We start from the raw sequence: 19,982 nt of genomic DNA on the forward strand, positions 1-19,982 counted from the left end.
TATAGGCGATGGCTAAAAAATATCTAATAATCGGAGGTGTTGCTGCAGGAGCTTCTGCGGCTGCAAGACTGAGAAGGCTTGATGAGTCTGCAGAGATTATAATGTTTGAAAAAGGACCTCATGTATCATTTTCAAATTGTGGTTTACCATACCATCTTGGTGGATATATAGAACCCGCGGAAAAGTTGATTTTGATGACACCGGAGAAGTTTGATAAGCAATATAATATTGATGCTCGCACAAATTCAGAAGTTGTAGATATTGACAAGTCAAATAAGCTTGTAACAGTTTTAAATCATAAAACAGGTGATAAATATACCGAAAGCTATGACAAGTTAGTCGTAGCTGTTGGAGCTAAACCTATAGTTCCTCCATTTGAAGGTTTAGATTCTATAGATCATTTTATCCTAAGAAATGTAGTCGATGTTGAGAAAATCCATAGTGCTGTTTTTAGTAAAGAAAAAACTGTAAAGAATGTAACAGTAATCGGTGCTGGATTTATTGGTATTGAAGTCGCAGAGAATCTCAAAGAAAGAGGTTTTAATGTAACTATCGTTGAGATGGCAAATCAGATTATGCGACCTTTTGATTATGAGATGGTTAAGCCTTTAGAAAAAGAACTTTTAGATCGCGACATTAGTTTAATGCTTTCTGAAAAAGTTGTAGGCTTTGAGTCTGATAAAGTATTACTTGAGTCAGGTAAAAATATAGATAGTGATTTAGTTGTATTATCTATCGGTGTAGCACCAGATACAGCTTTTCTAAAAAATGTAGGTATAGACTTAGCTAAAAGTGGCCATATTGTTGTAAATAAAAATTATCAAACTTCTGATGAAGATATTTATGCAGCAGGTGACGCTATTTTAGTGAAAAATGCTCTTACAGGTCAGGATTTTAATCTACCTCTAGCTGGTCCAGCAAATAAGCAAGGGCGTTTAATTGCTGATCATATTAATGGTAAAAAAGTTGTAAATAAAGGTTATATAGCTTCATCAATTATTCAGATATTTCACTATACAGGTGCTGCTACTGGCTTAAATGAAGCTTGGATTAAATTTTATAATTTAGATATTGATTATGGTGTTGCCTATACTGCTCCATTTGATAGAGTTAGTATTATGCCAAATGCTGAACATGTATTCACTAAGATTTTATTTGAAAAAAGTAGTGGTAAATTACTTGGTGCTCAGGTTGTAGGTAAAGGAATTGTTGATAAAAGAGCCGATGTATTTGCAACAGCGATTAAGGCTGGAATGACAATTGAAGACTTACAAGATCTTGAGCTATGTTATGCACCGCCATACTCAACAGGTAAAGATGTGGTAAATCACACAGGTTATGTTGCTAACAATCTACATAGTGGGGAATTTAGACAAATATCTTTCACAAAGGTAGCAGAGCTTGTCGCAAAGAATGCTCAAGTTGTAGATGTAAGAGAAGTTGCTGAAACCCGTAATGGTATGCTAAAAAATGTTAAAAATATACCAATGTCTGAAATAAGAAGTAGACTATCAGAACTTGATAAAACTAAACCTGTATATGTACATTGTCATACAGGGCAACGCTCTTATAATGTGGCTCTTATGTTGCAACAACATGGCTTTGATGTTTACAATATATCAGGAGGGTATATCATGATTTCATATTACTATGCTACTCTTGAGAGAATAACTGGTGAAAAAGCACCATTTAATAAGGCAAATTTTAATTAAGTTTTTATAGAAAACTAAGGAGAATACTATGATTTTAAGACAATTATTCGACCAAGATACATGGACATATACTTACATTCTAGCATCTGGTGTAGGTCGTGAAGCTATAATTATCGACCCTGTAGATACTCAAATAGCAAAGTATCATAAGCTACTAAATGAGTTAGATATAAAGCTAGTTGCAGCGATTGATACTCATGTGCATGCTGACCATATCACAGCGATTGGCCAATTAAGATATGATACTGATTGTAACTCAATTATGGGAGCACATACAAAAGCTGAATGTGTTTCTGTAAAAATCAAAGAAGACGAGACTGTAGACTTTGATGGTATGAAGCTAAAAGCTATTTATACACCAGGTCACACTGATGATTCTTATAGTTTTATCTTAGATGATAAGCTTTTTACAGGGGATACTCTTTTTATTAGAGGGACAGGTAGAACAGATTTCCAGCATGGTGATTCATTTGCTCAATACGATAGTATTACGAACAAATTATTTAAATTACCAGAAGATACTATAGTATTACCAGGGCATGATTACAATGGCGCTACAACAAGTAGTATTGGCGAAGAGAAAAGGTTTAACCCAAGGCTTCAAGTAAAAAATGCTCAAGAGTATGCTGAGCTTATGGCTAACTTAAATCTTCCGCATCCTAAGTATATGGATGTAGCAGTACCAGCAAACTTAAAGTGTGGTTTAGTTAAGTAATGACTCTTATAATATTTGGACTAATCTGTGGAATAGCTCTTGGCTTAACAGGAGGGGGTGGTTCTATATTAGCTGTGCCTCTTTTGACTTATGGTGTGGGTTTAGATTTTCATAGTGCGGTTACAATATCTTTATTAGTAGTTGGATTTACAGCTATCTTTGGTATAGCAATGAACTATAAAAATCTTGATATAAACTTTTTGGCAGCGGCTGTTATGATTGTTACAGGTGTTGTATTTGCACCTATTGGTACTTATGTATCTCAATCAATAGCAGATGAAACCCTTATGACCAGCTTCTCTATGCTGATGGTAATAATTGGTGTTTGGAGTCTAATTAAATCAAGGTTTATGCCAAATTCTCAAGAATCTAAGAATGACAGTGTAAATTTCAAATACATAGTATCTTTACTGATCGGCGGAGCTATTGTTGGTACTCTAACAGGTTTCTTTGGTGTCGGTGGAGGTTTCTTAATTGTACCGGCACTTATTTTCATAACAGCTATGCCGATTAAAAGAGCTATTAGCACTTCGTTATTAGTAATATTTGTAGTTTCAATATCAGGTTTTATTTCTCACTATGATGATTCAAGTATGAGTTGGTATGTCGCTAGTTTATTCATTTTAGGTGGTATGGTTGGTATGTTTATAGCGAACAAACTAAAAGCTAAGTTAAATGACAAAATCCTTCAATTAATATTTTCTATCATGTTAGTGGTTTTGGGAATTACTATTTATTTTGTAAACTAAAATTTTATATTTTTTTTAAAAATAAAATATAGCTTTATCTGCTTCCTTATAGTATTTTATCATAAAGGTCATTTTTTTAATTTACTGTTTTTTCACTTAGAAAAACACTAAAAAACACACTAACTCATTAAGGTTAGCCTGCTTTATATCAATCTTAACACAAATTGGTATTACTTCAGAAAAGAGTAAATTATAGACTTTGGATATTTATTAATTTTCATAAGGATAAAATAAAACATGGCAATGATAAGTCATGAGTCTCTGAAGAAGACTCTTAAAAACAGTGGTTTGGTTGTAGACATTCGTAGTTATCATGAATACTTGATAGATATGATTCCTGGAGCTATTCATATTAGTGAGCTTCTAATAAATTTTGATAAGTACAAGCACCATAATTCTGTAATTATTTATTGTGAAACTGCTAATAGGTCTGGTAAAACACATAGTTATTTTGTAGAACTATTTGATGAAGCAAATTGCTTATCTGGTGGTATGTCAAGCTGGCGAGAAGCTGGTAATGAAACTATCGTTCCTAAAGAGCTTAAATATTTTGATATTGATAAAATAATGTTCTTTAACTATGCTGCAACAACACCTGTATTTTCTGAAGTTGTAGATGAGATGCGTAAGTATATGGAAATCGAGACAGATTTTGCAAATCCAGCTTCAACTCACTACCCAGGTAGAGTAGCAAAACAAAAAATAACGGATTCAGAAAAAGTTATCAGTGATTTTATAAACGCTAAAAATGGTAATATCATTTGGACATCGGGTGCTACTGAATCAAATAACCTTGCTATCAAAGGTTTGATTGAAGCAAGTGACAGAACTAAAAAGCATATTATTACAACTTCTATAGAGCATAAAGCTGTGTTAGATGTATGTAAGTATCTTTCTGCAAAAAATGAGAATATTTCTGTTAGCTATCTTGATGTTGATAATCACGGTAGAATCAATCTTGAGCAATTAAAAAGCTTTATTACAGAAGATACTATTCTCGTATCTGTAATGGCAGTAAATAACGAAGTTGGTGTTGCAAACCCTATAGAGCAAATTGGTAATATCACAAAAGAGCATAATATAGTCTTTCATGTAGATGCAGCACAAGGTATAGGTAAAGTAGATATTGATGTTGAGAAAATGAATATTGACTTAGTTTCTATGTCTGCACATAAATGTTATGGACCTAAAGGAATAGGTGCCTTGTATGTGCGTGAAGGGGTAGAGTTAGCAGAGCAAATTCATGGAGGAGGTCATCAAAATGCTATGCGTTCTGGTACACTTTCAACACAGCAAATAGCTGCTTTTGCAAAAGCTGTAGAATTGTTGGAGCAAAAAACTGATTTAGCTAAGATAGAGAACTATAGAGAAACTGTGGTTAAAAGCCTTAGTAAACTTGATAATGTAATCATAAATACACCTTTAGATGAAAGTTATGTTGGGATACTAAGTGTAACTGTTGAAGATGTAGCTGGTGATATTTTGTTTACACTAATGCCAGAATTTGCTTTATCAATGAGTTCTGCTTGCACAGCTGCAGCAGATAAGCCATCGCATGTTTTGACTGCTTTAGGATTAGATGCAAAGCAAGCTGCTAGTACTTTGCGTATATCTTTTGGGTGCTTTACCTCTGATGAAGATGTACAGAAGCTAGTTAAAAGTTTAGTTAGTAATATAAAATTACTGAGAAGTATTCATAAAGAGTAATCTTTTTAAAATTAAGTAATCATAAAATATTTACAGTATTTATCTAATTGTAAATTATTTTAAGTTTTTTAAAAAAAATGGAGTTTAATAACAATGGCAGCAGATTTATCAAATCTCAATAAACAGCCAAGTCTATTTACCGCTGTAGGTATTGGTCTTGGTTGCATGATCGGAAGTGGCTGGCTTTTTGCAGCATATTACGCAGCTCAATATACAGGGCCTTCAGCATTTATCTCTTGGATAATAGGTGCTACTTTAGCTCTTATACTCGCTTTATTACTTGCAGAAATTGCGACAATGTATAAAGAAACTGCACTATTTTCAAGACTGTTAACAATAAGTCATAAAAATAGAGACTTCGGTTATGTGATTGCGATTTCAAATTGGCTAGGATTGGTTATAATAATCCCATCTGAAGCTTCAGCAACAGTCCAATACCTAAGTGCAACTTTCCCAGATATAGAGCATATTTTTTATTCAAGTCATGAGCTTACAGCATATGGTTTAGGCGCAATGTTTGTATTGATGGTAATATATGGTCTTGTGAACTTTTGGGGGATTAAAGCTCTTGCAAGAATTAACAATATCATTACTTGCTTTAAAGTTATCATTCCAATAACAACAGCTCTAATTTTGATGTATGTAGCGTTTAATCCAAGCAACTTTACAGACTATGGTTTTGCCCCAATGGGAGCTAATAGGATTGTAGGTGCTGTAGTTGTATGTGGTATTTTCTATGCTTTTTATGGCTTTGGTATGATTGCAACATTTGGTAGTGAGATAAAAAATCCACAAAGAAATATACCAATCGCTCTAGTACTATCTGTTGTAATAAGTTTGAGTATATACCTTTTACTTCAGGCGGCATTTATTGGTGCATTACCTACGGATATTATCAGTAAAGGCTGGGAGAATATGAATTTCACCTCACCATTAGCTCAGCTATTAATCTTACTAAACATAAATGTTTGGGCTATGATTTTATATGCAGATGCTGCTGTTAGTCCTTCTGGTGCTGGTATTTTGTACCTTGGTTCAGGTGCTAGAATGTTTAATGGTATGGCAAAAGATAATCAAGTTCCTAAGTATTTTGCAAAAGTGACAAAAAATAACAATCCAAGAAGAGCACTGATATTTTCTTTAATAGTCGCTTGTGCAATTCCTATGTCTTTTAAGAATTGGCAAGAAATAATGATTATCGTAACGGTATTTCAGATAATATCTTGTGTAGCTATTCCTGTAGCGTTTGCTAAGCTTAGAATGACAAAGCAAGGTCAAGAAAAAAGACTTTTCAAAATGCCTGGAGGTTCTATCTTAAGCTTTATCATGTTTGTGGTTTTGACATATTTATTAGTTGAGGCTGGAGAAAAAGCACTATTATGGGGATTATTGCTACATATCATTTTCTTTGTTATTTATTTGTTCAACTTTTATGGTTTCAATCTTGAAAAAGCAAAACTTGCAATTATGTCTTCTTGGAGTTTATTTGCATATATGACTTTTGTTTATATATTTGGTATTTTGAATGAAAATGGTATGTTTAATAATACTCTTGTAATAGTCTTATTCTTTGCTATTACTATTGCTTTGTATATAGCGTTACTATTCCAAAAAGACTATAACAAATAGAAGTTAATCTAATTTAATAATAAAATCTTCTAAATAATCCTCCTCCCCCATTTCATACTCTGAGATTGCAAAATGTTTTGCTGATTTTTTCTGGGCGTGCATTTGCTCTGTTGAGCCATCATTATTTAGATGGTGCCAATCAGGAAGATCATCTCCTTGTAAAAGAAGTTTGTAAGCACAAGAATTTGGTAACCATTTATGAGCATGATTCTTCAGTTGCTTATAGGTTAGGTTTATACAGTCTGGGACGATTTGCTTTCGCTTTTCATACATACTACATTGGCATTTTCCAGTATCTAAAAGTTTACAACTAACCCTTGTATAGAAAATTTCATCAGATTCATCATCTTGGAGTTTATTAAGACAGCAAAGCCCACATCTATCACAAATAGACTCCCATTGTTGTGAATCCATATCTTTTAGTTCAATTTCTTGCCACCATTTATGCATATTTTAAAATTGTTAGGTATAATAGTAAATTGCAAACAATGATATACCAAATCACCTAAAAAAAACACTAAAGGCAATAAATGAAAACTACCGCTAAAGCTAGAAATAATGCAAGACTTTATGCAGTGCAAGCTTTGTATCAAAAAAAAGTAGCAGGCAACACTTATTCAGAATTAAAAGTACAGTTTTATGCAGATAATGCTGGAAGGCATCAAACTGATTGGAACTTCTTTAATAGGTTAATAGATGCTGTTGAGGCAAATGAAGAACAAATAAACCAATACATCGTTGATAACTCAAGAGATGGTATAGAGTTTACTAACCACGTTGATCTTGCAGTACTTCAAGTTGCGATTGCTGAGCTTATTGAATGCCTAGAGAACCCTTACCAAATTATCATAAAAGAATATGTGGAAATTGATTTTAGTATGGGAACAGAAGAAGGCTTTAAATTTATAAATGCAATGCTGCAGAAGCTATCGAAGATTATCCGAGGTGCAGAGTAAACTTATCTTGTGATTTTAAGAAGTTAAATTTCTCTCGATGCTCTATCTGAGCATTTTTATCTAAATTTGCATACAAAATAGTTTCATCAAAGTCTTGATGAGCTATTATAACGCCATTATAGTCAATAATCATACTATCTCCAGCATAGCTAAGATTTGGGTCTTGACCAACTCTATTGCAGGCTAAGACAAAAGTTTGATTTTCTATCGCACGAGCTTTTAATAATGCCATCCAATGTTCACGGCGAGACTCAGGCCAGCATGCTACATTTAGTAAAATGTCGTAATCGTGATTATTACAATTAAAGACAGGAAAGCGTAAATCGAAGCAGACTGTTAGTAGGATATTAAATCCTTTGTAGTTAATGATTTTTTTTTCATTACCGCCACAGTATTTCTTACCTTCTCCAGCGTGTAGGAAAAGGTGGTTTTTATCATAGGTATGCAAAGTACCGTCAGAAGTTACAAAATATAGTCTATTTGCTATTTTATCATCCGTAAAAGTAGCAGCACTACCAGTTATAGCACAGTTTTTATTTTTAACTTGTGAGCTTAGCCAAGCGATAATATCTTCTTGAGTGCTAGCTTCATTTGTCGGATTCATAATAAAGCCAGTATTAAACATTTCTGGCAATACTATCAAATCAACATCATTATCGAGCTTAGATATTTTTTGTTCTAAGTTTTTATAGTTAGCTTCTTTGTTACTCCAGGTAATATCTGTTTGGATTATAGCTATTTTTAAAGTGGTCATTGATGTCTACCTATATGTTTATACTGTCTGAATTTTAACATTTTTTTTTGTAAAAAATGAAGAGTTATTCTATATATAGCAATAGTCCTTAAAATTGTTTGACAAATAAATAATCTAATAAGATAATCAAAGTTACTAAATGCTTACAATTATATAAACAATGAAAACATTAAGGTTAAAAACTAATATATTAATTTTGATAGCTATATTAATCGTTGTGTCAGGCTGTACTATGTTTGGAAATAGTAATGATACAGAATATAAAGGTGGCTTTTTAATGGTTACCTTGCATGAGAAATTTGAGGAAGTGTATTCTGCTACTATAGAGGCTATAAATAAGGGGCAAACTTATGATGAAAATAATAGTGCTTATGATTTAAGAATAAATGAGAAAACTGATAGTAAAGCAGTAGTAGGTGCTATTAGTGAAAATAATCCTTCAGATTTTGTTGAAGTTGTGATGGCAAAAACATCAGATGATACGACAAGAATCTCTATTAAATACGGTAAACAAGGTGATACAATAAGATCTTCAGCTTTAATTGATATAATAAAAGCAAATATCCGTGAGTCTAAACACTAAACATATAGCTAGTTATATCTGGGATAAAATCTTAGCACCTTTGATAATATCGTCATCTTTTTTAGCAAAGCATAGTCTTAATAAACCATTTTGAGGTTTTTCAAATAGAGTAGATATAGGGATTAAGCCAACACCATGTTCTTTTATAAGGTTGGTTGCAAATTCATGATCATTTTCATTGCTTATATTGCTATAATCCAACACTTGGAAAGGTGAGCCTTGCCATTCAAGTACTTTAAATCTTGAATTTTTTAGTCCTTCACGAAGTAATTGATTTTGTTTTTTATAGAGGCTGTGTAGGTTTTGATAGTACTCTGGATGCTCAACTATGCCATCAGCTAAAGCAAGTTGCATTGGGTGAACAGCTGAAAATGTAGAGAATTGCTTGATATACAATATTTCTTTGATGATTTTACTTGGGGCGATAGCAACACCAAGACGCCATCCTGTTAGGTTATAAGTTTTACCTAGAGACTGTAGTACTACAAGCTTATTGCGTAGTTCAGGGATCTGTATGGCACTAGTAAAGCTATCACCGGCATAAATATGCTCATACACTTCATCAGAAATTACTAGGATATCTTTGTCTTTAATTATATTAGCAATCTCTTTAAACTCAACTTTTGATATAACTGTTCCCATTGGGTTATGTGGAGAGTTTAGGATTATTATTTTTGTTTTATCTGTAATAGCATTTGCAATAGCTTGAGTATCTATTCTACCGTTTGGCAATAAATTCAGCCTTACACATTTTCCTTGATTAAAATTTGTAACACCGGCATAAGTGTCAAAAATTGGATCAAACATAATCACTTCATCATCTTTTCCGACATAGCTTGAGATAACAGCGAAAAGACCTTCTTGAGCACCAGCTGTTATAGTTATATTATCGAACTCTATATTAACGCCATAGCGCTGTTTGGTTTTCTGAATCATTGCTTTGCGTAAAGCAGGGGCTCCAGGAATAGGAGAATATTGGTTTTTGCCATTTTTCATATAAAAATTGGCTCTATCAATAAGCCATTCAGGAGTATCAAAATCAGGAGCTCCTTGAGTGAAGTTGACAGCTTTATGTTCATTTGCCATTGTAGCAAATTTTGCGTACACAGATGGAGATGTATCTATTTGAGGTTTTAACTTAGGCATATATTATTCCTTTATTTTTAAATGTGTTTTCGATTATATAGACTATACAGGATATTAATGGTTTCCTTCAAGTTGATTGTGTAGTTTAGATCTTCTATCATGCCTAGCATCTAGTCTTTCCTCTCTAAAAGGAGCTACTTTCTTACGAGATTTTTTGTTTTCTGCTTTTTTGCCACTGTTATCATCTTTATTTTCAAATCTATCTAAGAGTCGATGTCTTGATTGATCGTTAGAGTTGGCAGATGTATTATCGCTTGAGTTTATGTCTGTAGCAGTAGCAAAACTTAATGTAAAAAAGCTTATAAATAGAATTATGATAGTCTTGTTGGAAAATTTCATGACTACTAATGTTAAGTATTTCATATAAACATTCTAAACCTATTGATTGATTATTTATATAGTTTTAGCAGCTCTCAAGTTTATTTATCTCATCTATAGTTAGTTTTAAGTTACTATCTATAGTTTCTATAGGTGCTTGATGTGTTATAAATATTCTTAAGAAAAGAATACCTATTACAGCAACTAATAAATTGTCGTATGGGAAAGCAATACATCCTAACTCGTGAACAAATGAGATTAACCATAAGGTGATGATATAACCACAGACAAACCATACTTGTTTAAATATTTTGATAAGATTATTTCTTTCAAATACAAACCAGTAGAAAGCTATAACAACTATTACTAAAATTGATAAATATTTAAGATTATCAGTACCAGACCAGTACACAAAATAACTACATGAAATAAATCCTAAATAACCAAATAATTTATGGAAAGGTAGCTTGAATTTTCTATCCATTTGAGGGAATTTATCTCTAAATATAATCAGTACAACAGGACCAGATAAACAACTAAACAATACTAAAGAAGAAAGGAAGGATACTAGTTGTGACCATGTTGGAAATTGGAGTAAAAATATTAACCCTATAAAAAAGTTAATCCAAATACAGTATATAGGCACAGAATGTTTGTTGAGCTTAGTAAGTATAGAGGTTTTAAAGAACTCTAGGCCAAATGCTTGTAATACACGACCTGTCACAGCAGCATAGACATTTGAAGTACCTAGTGGAGCTACAATAGCATCTATAAATAACACTGTATATATAAAGTGTAATCCAAACAAACTTAGTAATCCTAATAAAGGAGCAACATTTACAGCTAAATGATCAGCACTTGCAGGTAAGCAAAACATAAATAATAAAGATAGCGATAAGTACATTGTTAAGCCAACTACAACTGGGGCAAATAGCGATAGTGGGATAGCAAGTCTGGGATTTTTTGCCGAATTTGCTACAACTAAGCCATTTTGGAATCCTGAAAATGCAAACGCTAACCCCGAGCCTGTTATTGCTAAAAGTATTGTTTCAAAACTTATGCTTGTAGAAGAGGTGTTATGTGAAAAATTATCAAATGATCCATAAAATGCCAACATTCCAAGAGCTATAGCTATAGGTAAAAAGATTTTCCAAACACTGACGACATTATTTACTTTAGCAACATTTTTTAGTTGGTATGTGTTTAGAATAGTTATTCCGACCATAATGAAAAAAGCTATACTAACACCAAAGTATGAAAGTAGTACACCAGTACTATTACTATCATCAACTAAGCTAGGAAACCAAAAACCTAAATACTGAACTACAGATTGTGCCTCTAATGGCAAATATACCAAATAACTTACCCATCCTAAAACTACAAACAAAAAGCCTAAAGAGCGAGAATGAGTTATTTTTAAAAATCGCATAGCTCCAGAAACTATAGGGAGCATTGATGCAACTTCAGCAAAACATACCGCGACAAAGAAGGTTAGTAGTGCTGTTATAAGCCATGAAAATATAACACCTACACCAGCTGTTTGATAACCATAGTATGGTGCAAAGAGCCAACCACTTCCAATCATGCCACCAGTTGATATGAATATTATTGACCATGTAGAAAGTTTTTTCATATATTATTTTGATATTTATCACTACTAATTAAATATACTTATATGAGAATCAAACATCAACTAAATGTCTTAACATATTTGTAGTTCTTGTATTTAGCTATCGCAAGTAATTATATGAAATTGTTTTAATTAGCAATAAATATACAATATAATCATTGATTACATTATTTTTTAAAAACACTTTTGGAAAAAAGTTATATGAGCGAAAGAGCTTCATTTACAAGAAGGATTGGTGCAGCATTAATTATTGCTGGGACTTGTGTTGGTGCAGGTATGCTTGTTATTCCATTAATCACAGCATCTTTAGGGTTTGTATTATCATCGGTAGTATTGTTAGTCATTGCTCTTTTAATGATGGCAACAGGTTATTTAATTGCTGAAGTTAACTTAGAAATGCCTGATGGTTCAAACTTTAGTACTATGGCTCGAGAAACTCTTGGTAGATTTGGTCAGATCATAGCTTGGCTTAGTTTTTTACTGCTTATGTATGCACTTACCGCAGCATATACTTCCCAAGGTTCATCACTACTGAAATCTTTATTATCTAATGTCGATATATCGATGCCTTTATGGCTTAATAGTATTGTATTTATACTTATACTTGGCAGTTTTGTTTATAAAGGGGCTTTTGCTGTTGATTGCTTGAATAAGATTTTTATTGCGTTTAAGTTTTTAGCCTTTATAGCTTTAGTTGTCTGTATATCTCCATATGTACAAAAAGTGCTAATAATGACAGAGACTACAGATATAAATTTTGTATGGATTACTTTACCGTTACTGATAACATCTTTTGGTTATCATACTGTTCTACCTAGTATGCGATCATACTTGAGATCTAATAAAAAAGATCTCCATACAGCTATTATATTGGGTGGTTTTGTTGTGCCATTTATTGTGTATATTATATGGGAGGTTATCACTTTAGGAACTATTCCTCTACATTCACAAAACAATGATAGTTTTCATTATATTGTAAATCATGGTAATGATATTACAGCACTAGTTGAGGCTTATCATAGCTCGTATAATTTATTAGCAGTAGATACCTTTGCAACTACATTTACATCGATAGCTGTTACAACTTCATTTTTAGGTGTGACACTTGCATTATTTAATTTCAACCAAGATACATACAAGTTAAATAAACCAAATCATAGCTCTAAAATATTAGTATTTATAATTACTTATTTGCCACCATTTATTTTTGCTGTTTACTATCCTCATGGCTTTGTGATGGCCTTAGGATATGCAAGTATATTTGTAGCGGTCCTTCTTATAAGTTTACCTGCGATGATGGCGTGGAAAGTTCGTAATGATAAAGGAACAAATACTTTAGTTAGTAAGCTATATTTATCATTTATAATTTTAGCTGGTGTATTGATGATATTTTTGCAGTTTGCAACAGAATTTAAATTATTACCTAGTTTCAGTTGATTACTAAGTAAGTGAAAACCATCATATAAATGCATCAAATTGATCTGTAATTTACTCCAGCTAGGTTATCCGAATATTATAGAGGTTTAAGGTTTTATAATCATTTTGAGCAGCCTAAAATTGTTTAGTAAACATTGCTGTTTTTTCTGGAATCTAGTAGTTATTGCCAAAGTTTCTATCTAGATTTGAGATTTATTTCTTCCCAATATTAATACACATAGTATAGTATTTATAAACAATGACATACTTGGTACCATACACCAAAAGTATAGCCAAAAGTCAGGACTATCATAGTATCTAAACATCGATAACACTGCAGATATAATACCTATTAAAGAAAACAGTATCTTACCTTGGTTATTATATAAAACGACTAACCAGCTATCTGGCTTATCAAAAGTTTTACTTGTTGGTTTCCAGCCCTGTTTTAGGTTGAGATAATAATTAATCTCAGCCTTTATACAGCACCAAAAAACAAATGATGATAGCATAAACATTGCCGCATAAATTTGCCCCACCTTGCTTAGTATACTTCCTTTAATGTTGCCATAGATGTAATACCATATGCTTAGAATTATAAGAGGGAGTAGCGACAAGTTAACGATACAAACAAAGCCTAAGTTATTTTTTGGAAAAATGACTAGTAATAATGCAAATAAAGGCATTATAGATATAACAACTTTAAATAAAAGATACATCATATCTAGCTTAACTCGAAAGCATAATTTAGGTGAGCTTATGATTTTATAGAGGTATTTATTCATAATCTGCATACCTCCAAAAGACCATCTAAGCCACATTTTCTCAAATTCTTTAAGTGATGTTGGGACCCATTCACCAGTTTTTAAAAATATCGGTTTACTGATGAATCCAGCTGCATAACAACGAAAACTAGCAGCAATGTCTTCGGTAACCATTACTTGTGATTTGTGATATTCTTCCCATTTTGAAATTGCTTGAAGAGCTTTTTTACTCCAAATACCGTTATGTCCTTGATAGTTGCAATAACCATTTTTACCAACAAATTCATTAAAATAACGAATAGTGTTTTGAAAAATACTAGATACTTTTGTTATTAAGTTCACACCATAGTTTGTACTTTCTATTAAGAAACTAAGAAAACCAAGTTTTTCATTTTTCTTAAACTCTTTTAAACCAACATGTAAGATTTCTTTTGGAACAGTGGAATCTGCATCTAAAAATAGTACATAGTCATTACTAATATGCTTTGTAGCTAAATCTAAGTTTCTTGGCTTAAAGCCTTCAGTACCATCTCTATGTATAAACTTACATTTTCCATTATAAAAGTCTGCATGAGAGTTGACATAGTCTTGCCATTTATCAAAATCTTTAAAGGATAAGTCACTATTATCTACAACTATGATTTCCTTTAGATGTCTTGGATAATCTATCTCATGTGCTGAATCAAAAGTCATCTTACATACATTGAAAGGTTCATTTCGTGTGCTTATTACAATCGAGCAACTTAAATCCAAACTACCATCAGTAGAATCATCTATGCTTTTATTTTTACTAATAAGACTATCAAAAAAGCAATGTATAGCTATGATAACTCTGTACCATAATAAAAAGAAACTTGGTAATACAATGCTTAATATAAATGTTGTGATAAGTGGATGGTACGAGTAGCTACCATTTAAAACTTTCCAAAGTGAGAAGCTGGTTAGTACAAAGCTGAAAAGTACATATATTATTGTTAGTTTGTTATTGGTTGTTGAGTTTTTATCTGAAGTAACAAACATATAGGCTAGAAAGCTAAACAGTACAAATGAAAATATACCTAATACGATAAGTTTGTCAGAAAAAGCCACACAGAATAATATAATAACCAAAATAGGAAGTAAAAAGAGCTTTTTCATTTGAGGTGAACTAGAAATATAATAATATAAAAACTAGAGTTTACTTTAATGTTGATAAGCTATCAATATAAAGATTATAAATTAGCCTTAGATATTAGAATATTAATCTAGTTTATTTCTTTTAACCTTTAGTAAATTTTTGATACTTTGCCATTCTTTTACTCGGGGAGTTAGAGAAGTTATCTTTTTATCTAACTCTTGATCTAGATCAACATCATAAAGATTTGCTAACTCTAGCAAACATACTAATACATCAGTCATCTCAGCTTTTATATCTTCATTATGGTTTGTTTCTTCATATATCTCTTTTTTCATTATTTCATTAGCAAGTTCACCGACTTCTTCAGTAAGAGCTATATAGCTTGCTAGGCGAGGGTGAGGTATATCTTTAAAAAGTTCAGCAACTGTTTTTTGAGCTTGTTTGATCGACATTTTATATGCTTATTTATCTAGCGAATAGGTAATTTTATCATTATTTGAGTATATATCAGTAGGACTATGGTTTATAATATATATCTTAAATTCAAAAGAATAGAAAGCAGTTTAATGAGTGATATAACGATAAAAACACCTGAAGAAATAGAAAAAATGCGTATAGCTGGGAAGCTTGCTGCAGAAGTTCTTGAAATGATAACACCACATGTAAAAGAAGGTGTAACTACTGAAGCTCTTGATAAAATGTGCCATGATTATATTGTTAATGAGCAACAAGCATATCCAGCACCACTTTTTTATCCAAGTTACGATAGTTCTGATCCTAGAGCATTTCCAAAAGCTGTTTGTACTTCTATAAACCATGTAGTTTGTCATGGTATACCTGCTGATAAAAAACTTAAAAAAGGTGACATAGTAAATATAGATGTCACAGTAAAAAAAGATGGCTATCATGGCGACTCTAGTAAAACTTTTATGATTGGTGAACCGACACTTATGGCTAAAAAACTTGTTGAGGTTACTTATGAGTGTATGTGGAAAGGTATCGAGGTTGTAAAACCTGGAGCAAGGTTTGGCGATATTGGCGCTGTTATTGAAAAGTATGCTAAAAAATTTGGTTACTCAATCGTTGATGAGTTTTGTGGTCATGGTATTGGAGCAAAGTTTCATGAGGCACCACAAGTTATGCATCATGGTAAAGCAGGCACAGGTCCTGAGATGAAAGAGGGCATGACTTTTACAATTGAGCCGATGATAAATATAGGTAAAAGAAAAGTTTCAATTTTAAAAGATGGTTGGACAGCTGTTACAAAAGACAGATCTTTATCTGCACAATGGGAGCATACTATACTTGTCACAAAAGATGGCTATGAAGTACTAACTTTGAGAGAAGAAGAAAAGTAGTATGGCTGAACTTGTAACTCAACAACAGGTCAATGAGAAATGTGATTTATTAAGATTGCAGAATGAAGAAATTACTGTCAATAAGATTCGTAAGCTTATTGGTAGTAATATTTCGATGATTGATTTGATTGAGAAAGTTACTGTATATAAGGAATCAAGATTTAAAGCTTATGATCTTGCTAAAAATGAGCAAGTTGTTGAAACAGCCCCAAAACGAGATAAATTATTAACATTGCTCGAACAGTCATTTACTGATTTTGGTATCGATAAAAAAGAGCTAGTTGTAAGTTTAAGAAATAAACTGACAGATTTTATAGCTTCTGAGATTAGTGAACAGACTCAAAAACTACGCAGAGCAGAATCTGATCTTTCTAACAAAAATAATAGCCTTGAAATCTCGCAACTTACTTTAAATAAACGCTATAAAGAGTTACTAGAAAAGTATAACTCTTTGAAAGATGAGTCTTATACTCTTAAACAGAACTATAACCAAAGTGCTTCAAAGTATCGTGAAAAAGAGAATGCTGAAAAAGCATTACTTGCGTGGGAAGATTTTAAAGGCGTTAAAGAGCAAATTTCAACGCTCAAAAACTATGGAAAACTTGCTGTTTATGATAAAAATGGGCAGATAATTATAAAATTTCCTGCCACAGATTTTCTTACTCAAGAGTGTAGGTCTGGCAAAAGTCGTTACCTAAAGGCAAAAGCTGTTTATGATTATAATATTCAGGCATGGGCATTGTCCGAGTTTAGTGAGATTACAAAAACTCTAGATTTTCTTAAAAGAAATAGGTTTGTATTCTCAAAAGAGCTTGAAACAATAGTTCATCATCAAAATAAAAATTCAGTTAATTAAAACAAATATTCTTATTATATTTGTTTAAGAAATACTTGTTGTAAAGTTTATATGTGGTGGGATATAATGTTGGTATCAAAATACTATCAAAATACTGCTATGAAAAAAATAATACTAATGACACTTGCATTATCTGTAGTGCTTTTAACATCATGCTCTAATGATGCAAAAAAGAAAGAAGAGCAACAAAGAAAGTGTAATGCTGTATACACATCATGTAATGATGGCTGTGCTCCTATTACAAATCCAGATACAGTAACTCCAGCAATAACAACACCAGCAACTTGTACTTGTGGTGATCCTATTGCTGCAGGGTTTCCTGCTGGTAGTACTTCAACTCTTCAAGGAGCGTGTACAGCAGGTGCTGCATGTATAATAAGAGACTCAGGCGGAGCACAAATCGGAATAGCTCCTGTTGCTAGCTATACCGCAGGAACAACAACTCCAGGAACAACAATACCTGGTGAAACTGTTGAAAACACTCAGTGCTTACAAAACTGTACAGATGCACTTAACCAGTGTAGCCCATATTAGCAGGTTTTACCTATAGTTGTAATTCAATCTGTAATTCTCACGAAAGTGAGAATCTCCTAAACTTTTCTCTATATTTTATATACTTAAAATGATACCCACCTTCGTGGGTATTACTGTTTTCTTTGCTTCAAACAACGAGTCTTTACTGCTCTCAAGAAGAGAATCGTATCTAGCTTTAGGTATAATTATTCCCCTCTAGAGAGGAGTACCGACTTTGTCGGTGGGGTGTGTTTTTTATCGTTAAACTACAATAAGGAAGACTTAGCTGTGGAGTAGAAGATGAACCTGTTTGGTTAAGTATATATTTACATTATGTTTTTTTTAAGAATATTTATTGTAAATTATGTATGTAGTATGTATAATAACCGCTATCAAAATACTATCAAAATACTATCAAAATACTACTGTGAAAAAAATAATACTAATGACACTTGCGATATCGGTGATGCTTTTATCATCATGCTCTAATGATGCAAAAAAGAAAGCAGAACAGCAAAAAGCTTGTGATGCAGCTTTCACTCAATGTAATGAGACTTGTAAGCCAGATGCATTACAAAAAGAGTCAGATGTAGTCATTCCACCAATCTGTACTTGTCCAACTCCGGATGAAATAGGATTGCCAGCTGGTTCCACAGTTCAATTACAAGGTGTGTGTTCAGTAACTGCTCAATGCGAAATGACTTTCCCTGATGGATCATCTGCTGGAATAGCAGGGCTTGAGGATTTCACCCCTGGCAAAACTATCCCAGGTGGAATAACCCCTGGTGAAACAACTGAAAACACTCAGTGCTTACAAAGTTGTACAGATGTGCTTAATCAATGCAGCCCCAGTTAAAGTTCGTAAAAGAGTCATAGAATTAGCTGATTTTATAGCTTCTGAGATTAGTGAACAGACTCAAAAAATACGCCAAACAGAATCTGATGTTTCTAATAAAAATAATAGTCTCGAAATTTCACAGTTTACTCTAAACAAACTCTATAAAGAGTTGCTAGAAAAGTATAATTCTTTAAAAGATGAGTCTTATACCCTTAAACAGAACTATAACCAAAGTGCTTCAAAGTATCGTGAAAAAGAGAATGCTGAAAAAGCATTACTTGCGTGGGAAGATTTTAAAGGCGTTAAAGAGCAAATTTCAACGCTCAAAAACTATGGAAAACTTGCGGTATATGATAAAAATGGACAGATAATATAAAATTTCCTGCAACAGATTTTCTTACTCAAGAGTGTAGGTCTGGCAAAAGTCGTTACCTAAAGGCAAAAGCTGTTTATGATTATAATATTCAGGCATGGGCATTGTCCGAGTTTAGTGATATTTCTAAGACTTTAGACTTTTTAAAAAGAAATAAATTTGTATTTTCTAAAGAGCTTGAAACTATAGTTTATCGTTATGCTTTAAAATTTTAGATCTTTAGTTTATTTTGTGATACACTGCATCAAGTTTGATCTTATGGTGATAATATTATTATATGTTTTATTATATCAATTCTTTAGAAAAGTTATTTATTATGTTAGTGGTTGTTTTCTTGTCTTCTTGCTCAGATAGAATAAGAGAGGAAGATGAAGAAGGCAATATAGTTAACAGTAGTATAGTTGATGCTGAAAATAATTGTGAGGCAAAATTTGCAAAATGTAAAAAAGATTGTGGTTTAACTACTCTAGTACAAGCTGTATCAACACCAGCTCAATGTTTTTGTCCCAAAAAAAGTGGATATATTGAGAATTTGATAGGAGGATATCCATGTGAATCACCAAATGCCATGTGTTATTATTATAGTGGTGCTCTTGGTGTGAAGCCTATTTCTCATCCCCCAACTAGAATTCCTGCAACTGTAGTTCCTGCTGTTACAACTATAGATATGAGCTGCTTAGACTCTTGTACAGCTTCTCTTCTCAATTGTTATAAATAATTAGTGGTATTTAACTATTTTAAATCTCGTAGTATTGAAACTACATTTAATATGTAATACCAGTTTCAATATAAATTGGTATATATTCTCTTTGCGCTTCACGCTTATTTTAATCTTTGGTGTTAGATGA

At 32.4% G+C, this 19,982-nt stretch carries 20 protein-coding genes and 1 pseudogene; 14 read left to right on the plus strand and 7 right to left on the minus strand.

The genetic code is table 11. From position 1 onward, the window contains the following. Positions 1-8 precede the first annotated feature (8 nt). From CDH04_RS03065 to CDH04_RS03085, 5 genes are all read left to right on the plus strand, one after another. On the plus strand, positions 9-1,712 hold the full coding sequence (locus CDH04_RS03065; protein WP_112869627.1) for an FAD-dependent oxidoreductase: 1,704 nt from the start codon (positions 9-11) through the stop codon (positions 1,710-1,712). Between the two features lie 28 nt (positions 1,713-1,740). Further along, the gene (locus tag CDH04_RS03070; protein ID WP_112869628.1) at positions 1,741-2,427 is read left to right on the plus strand and encodes an MBL fold metallo-hydrolase; all 687 of its coding nucleotides are present in this window, start codon (positions 1,741-1,743) and stop codon (positions 2,425-2,427) included. Then, a complete protein-coding gene (locus CDH04_RS03075; protein WP_112869629.1) occupies positions 2,427-3,176 on the plus strand; it encodes a sulfite exporter TauE/SafE family protein in 750 nt (249 codons plus the stop codon). Before CDH04_RS03070 ends, CDH04_RS03075 begins: the two co-directional genes overlap by 1 nt. 237 nt (positions 3,177-3,413) lie before the next feature. After that, positions 3,414-4,883: an aminotransferase class V-fold PLP-dependent enzyme gene (locus CDH04_RS03080; protein WP_112869630.1), complete on the plus strand. Its 1,470-nt coding sequence runs from the start codon at positions 3,414-3,416 to the stop codon at positions 4,881-4,883. A gap of 93 nt (positions 4,884-4,976) precedes the next feature. Continuing rightward, positions 4,977-6,512: an APC family permease gene (locus CDH04_RS03085; RefSeq protein WP_112869631.1), complete on the plus strand. Its 1,536-nt coding sequence runs from the start codon at positions 4,977-4,979 to the stop codon at positions 6,510-6,512. Between the two features lie 3 nt (positions 6,513-6,515). On the opposite strand, the gene CDH04_RS03090 is transcribed toward CDH04_RS03085, so the two are convergent. Then, positions 6,516-6,962, minus strand: a complete 447-nt coding sequence (locus CDH04_RS03090; RefSeq protein ID WP_112869632.1) for a YcgN family cysteine cluster protein — start codon at positions 6,960-6,962, stop codon at positions 6,516-6,518. Positions 6,963-7,042: 80 nt separating this feature from the next. Here CDH04_RS03090 and nusB point away from each other — a divergent pair, with 80 nt between their 5' ends. Beyond that, positions 7,043-7,468, plus strand: coding sequence for a transcription antitermination factor NusB (gene nusB / locus CDH04_RS03095; protein ID WP_112869633.1), 426 nt, complete (start codon positions 7,043-7,045; stop codon positions 7,466-7,468). Here nusB and CDH04_RS03100 read toward each other — a convergent pair. Further along, positions 7,449-8,222, minus strand: coding sequence for an amidohydrolase (locus CDH04_RS03100; RefSeq protein ID WP_112869634.1), 774 nt, complete (start codon positions 8,220-8,222; stop codon positions 7,449-7,451). The two genes, nusB and CDH04_RS03100, sit on opposite strands and share 20 nt — an antisense overlap. Positions 8,223-8,382: 160 nt before the next feature. Between CDH04_RS03100 and CDH04_RS03105 the strand changes: the two genes are divergently transcribed. Then, positions 8,383-8,805, plus strand: a complete 423-nt coding sequence (locus tag CDH04_RS03105) for a DUF3568 family protein (RefSeq protein WP_112869635.1) — start codon at positions 8,383-8,385, stop codon at positions 8,803-8,805. A 12-nt stretch (positions 8,806-8,817) separates the two neighbouring features. Here the strand turns inward: CDH04_RS03105 and CDH04_RS03110 are convergent, their stop codons facing one another. The 3 genes from CDH04_RS03110 to CDH04_RS03120 form a co-directional block, all read right to left on the minus strand. Then, positions 8,818-9,951 carry an aminotransferase class I/II-fold pyridoxal phosphate-dependent enzyme gene (locus tag CDH04_RS03110; RefSeq protein ID WP_112869636.1) on the minus strand — a complete coding sequence of 378 codons (1,134 nt, stop codon included), beginning with the start codon at positions 9,949-9,951 and terminating at the stop codon, positions 8,818-8,820. 54 nt (positions 9,952-10,005) lie between these two features. Continuing rightward, positions 10,006-10,290: a hypothetical protein gene (locus tag CDH04_RS03115; RefSeq protein WP_200164541.1), complete on the minus strand. Its 285-nt coding sequence runs from the start codon at positions 10,288-10,290 to the stop codon at positions 10,006-10,008. A gap of 64 nt (positions 10,291-10,354) precedes the next feature. Further along, the gene (locus CDH04_RS03120) at positions 10,355-11,902 is read right to left on the minus strand and encodes an APC family permease (protein WP_112869638.1); all 1,548 of its coding nucleotides are present in this window, start codon (positions 11,900-11,902) and stop codon (positions 10,355-10,357) included. Positions 11,903-12,100: 198 nt separating this feature from the next. Between CDH04_RS03120 and CDH04_RS03125 the strand changes: the two genes are divergently transcribed. Beyond that, positions 12,101-13,336, plus strand: coding sequence for an amino acid permease (locus CDH04_RS03125; protein WP_112869639.1), 1,236 nt, complete (start codon positions 12,101-12,103; stop codon positions 13,334-13,336). 179 nt (positions 13,337-13,515) lie between these two features. Here CDH04_RS03125 and CDH04_RS03130 read toward each other — a convergent pair whose 3' ends face one another. Further along, a complete protein-coding gene (locus CDH04_RS03130; RefSeq protein ID WP_112869640.1) occupies positions 13,516-15,216 on the minus strand; it encodes a glycosyltransferase family 2 protein in 1,701 nt (566 codons plus the stop codon). A 102-nt stretch (positions 15,217-15,318) separates the two neighbouring features. Further along, positions 15,319-15,648 (minus strand): MazG nucleotide pyrophosphohydrolase domain-containing protein, encoded by a 330-nt coding sequence (locus tag CDH04_RS03135; protein ID WP_112869641.1) that lies wholly within the window; start codon positions 15,646-15,648, stop codon positions 15,319-15,321. 114 nt (positions 15,649-15,762) lie between these two features. Between CDH04_RS03135 and map the strand changes: the two genes are divergently transcribed. The 6 genes and pseudogenes from map (at position 15,763) to CDH04_RS03165 (ending at position 19,852) form a co-directional block, all read left to right on the plus strand. Next, positions 15,763-16,554, plus strand: a complete 792-nt coding sequence (gene map, locus CDH04_RS03140; protein WP_112870878.1) for a type I methionyl aminopeptidase — start codon at positions 15,763-15,765, stop codon at positions 16,552-16,554. Position 16,555: 1 nt separating this feature from the next. Next, complete coding sequence (locus CDH04_RS03145; RefSeq protein WP_112869642.1) at positions 16,556-17,410, plus strand: hypothetical protein; 855 nt, start codon at positions 16,556-16,558, stop codon at positions 17,408-17,410. Positions 17,411-17,461: 51 nt separating this feature from the next. Then, positions 17,462-17,944, plus strand: coding sequence for a hypothetical protein (locus tag CDH04_RS03150; RefSeq protein WP_112869643.1), 483 nt, complete (start codon positions 17,462-17,464; stop codon positions 17,942-17,944). Positions 17,945-18,350: 406 nt separating this feature from the next. Further along, positions 18,351-18,779: a hypothetical protein gene (locus tag CDH04_RS03155; protein WP_162699188.1), complete on the plus strand. Its 429-nt coding sequence runs from the start codon at positions 18,351-18,353 to the stop codon at positions 18,777-18,779. A gap of 88 nt (positions 18,780-18,867) precedes the next feature. Further along, positions 18,868-19,349, plus strand: a pseudogene (locus CDH04_RS10110) (hypothetical protein); the annotation flags it as partial. A 101-nt stretch (positions 19,350-19,450) separates the two neighbouring features. Further along, positions 19,451-19,852, plus strand: coding sequence for a hypothetical protein (locus CDH04_RS03165; protein ID WP_162699189.1), 402 nt, complete (start codon positions 19,451-19,453; stop codon positions 19,850-19,852). The last annotated feature ends 130 nt before the right edge of the window (positions 19,853-19,982 follow it).

It is taken from the genome of Francisella adeliensis (assembly GCF_003290445.1).
Classification (GTDB): domain Bacteria; phylum Pseudomonadota; class Gammaproteobacteria; order Francisellales; family Francisellaceae; genus Francisella; species Francisella adeliensis.

What these genes read in the sequence shown, in the direction of transcription:
- CDH04_RS03065 (WP_112869627.1), top strand. Translation starts at nt 9, where the DNA reads ATGGCTAAAAAATATCTAATAATCGGAGGTGTTGCTGCAGGAGCTTCT.
- CDH04_RS03090 (WP_112869632.1), bottom strand. Translation starts at nt 6,962, where the DNA reads ATGCATAAATGGTGGCAAGAAATTGAACTAAAAGATATGGATTCACAA.
- map (WP_112870878.1), top strand. Translation starts at nt 15,763, where the DNA reads ATGAGTGATATAACGATAAAAACACCTGAAGAAATAGAAAAAATGCGT.
- CDH04_RS03130 (WP_112869640.1), bottom strand. Translation starts at nt 15,216, where the DNA reads ATGAAAAAGCTCTTTTTACTTCCTATTTTGGTTATTATATTATTCTGT.
- CDH04_RS03085 (WP_112869631.1), top strand. Translation starts at nt 4,977, where the DNA reads ATGGCAGCAGATTTATCAAATCTCAATAAACAGCCAAGTCTATTTACC.
- CDH04_RS03120 (WP_112869638.1), bottom strand. Translation starts at nt 11,902, where the DNA reads ATGAAAAAACTTTCTACATGGTCAATAATATTCATATCAACTGGTGGC.
- CDH04_RS03125 (WP_112869639.1), top strand. Translation starts at nt 12,101, where the DNA reads ATGAGCGAAAGAGCTTCATTTACAAGAAGGATTGGTGCAGCATTAATT.
- CDH04_RS03075 (WP_112869629.1), top strand. Translation starts at nt 2,427, where the DNA reads ATGACTCTTATAATATTTGGACTAATCTGTGGAATAGCTCTTGGCTTA.
- CDH04_RS03115 (WP_200164541.1), bottom strand. Translation starts at nt 10,290, where the DNA reads ATGAAATTTTCCAACAAGACTATCATAATTCTATTTATAAGCTTTTTT.
- nusB (WP_112869633.1), top strand. Translation starts at nt 7,043, where the DNA reads ATGAAAACTACCGCTAAAGCTAGAAATAATGCAAGACTTTATGCAGTG.
- CDH04_RS03070 (WP_112869628.1), top strand. Translation starts at nt 1,741, where the DNA reads ATGATTTTAAGACAATTATTCGACCAAGATACATGGACATATACTTAC.
- CDH04_RS03110 (WP_112869636.1), bottom strand. Translation starts at nt 9,951, where the DNA reads ATGCCTAAGTTAAAACCTCAAATAGATACATCTCCATCTGTGTACGCA.
- CDH04_RS03100 (WP_112869634.1), bottom strand. Translation starts at nt 8,222, where the DNA reads ATGACCACTTTAAAAATAGCTATAATCCAAACAGATATTACCTGGAGT.
- CDH04_RS03105 (WP_112869635.1), top strand. Translation starts at nt 8,383, where the DNA reads ATGAAAACATTAAGGTTAAAAACTAATATATTAATTTTGATAGCTATA.
- CDH04_RS03080 (WP_112869630.1), top strand. Translation starts at nt 3,414, where the DNA reads ATGGCAATGATAAGTCATGAGTCTCTGAAGAAGACTCTTAAAAACAGT.
- CDH04_RS03145 (WP_112869642.1), top strand. Translation starts at nt 16,556, where the DNA reads ATGGCTGAACTTGTAACTCAACAACAGGTCAATGAGAAATGTGATTTA.
- CDH04_RS03135 (WP_112869641.1), bottom strand. Translation starts at nt 15,648, where the DNA reads ATGTCGATCAAACAAGCTCAAAAAACAGTTGCTGAACTTTTTAAAGAT.
- CDH04_RS03165 (WP_162699189.1), top strand. Translation starts at nt 19,451, where the DNA reads ATGTTAGTGGTTGTTTTCTTGTCTTCTTGCTCAGATAGAATAAGAGAG.
- CDH04_RS03150 (WP_112869643.1), top strand. Translation starts at nt 17,462, where the DNA reads ATGTGGTGGGATATAATGTTGGTATCAAAATACTATCAAAATACTGCT.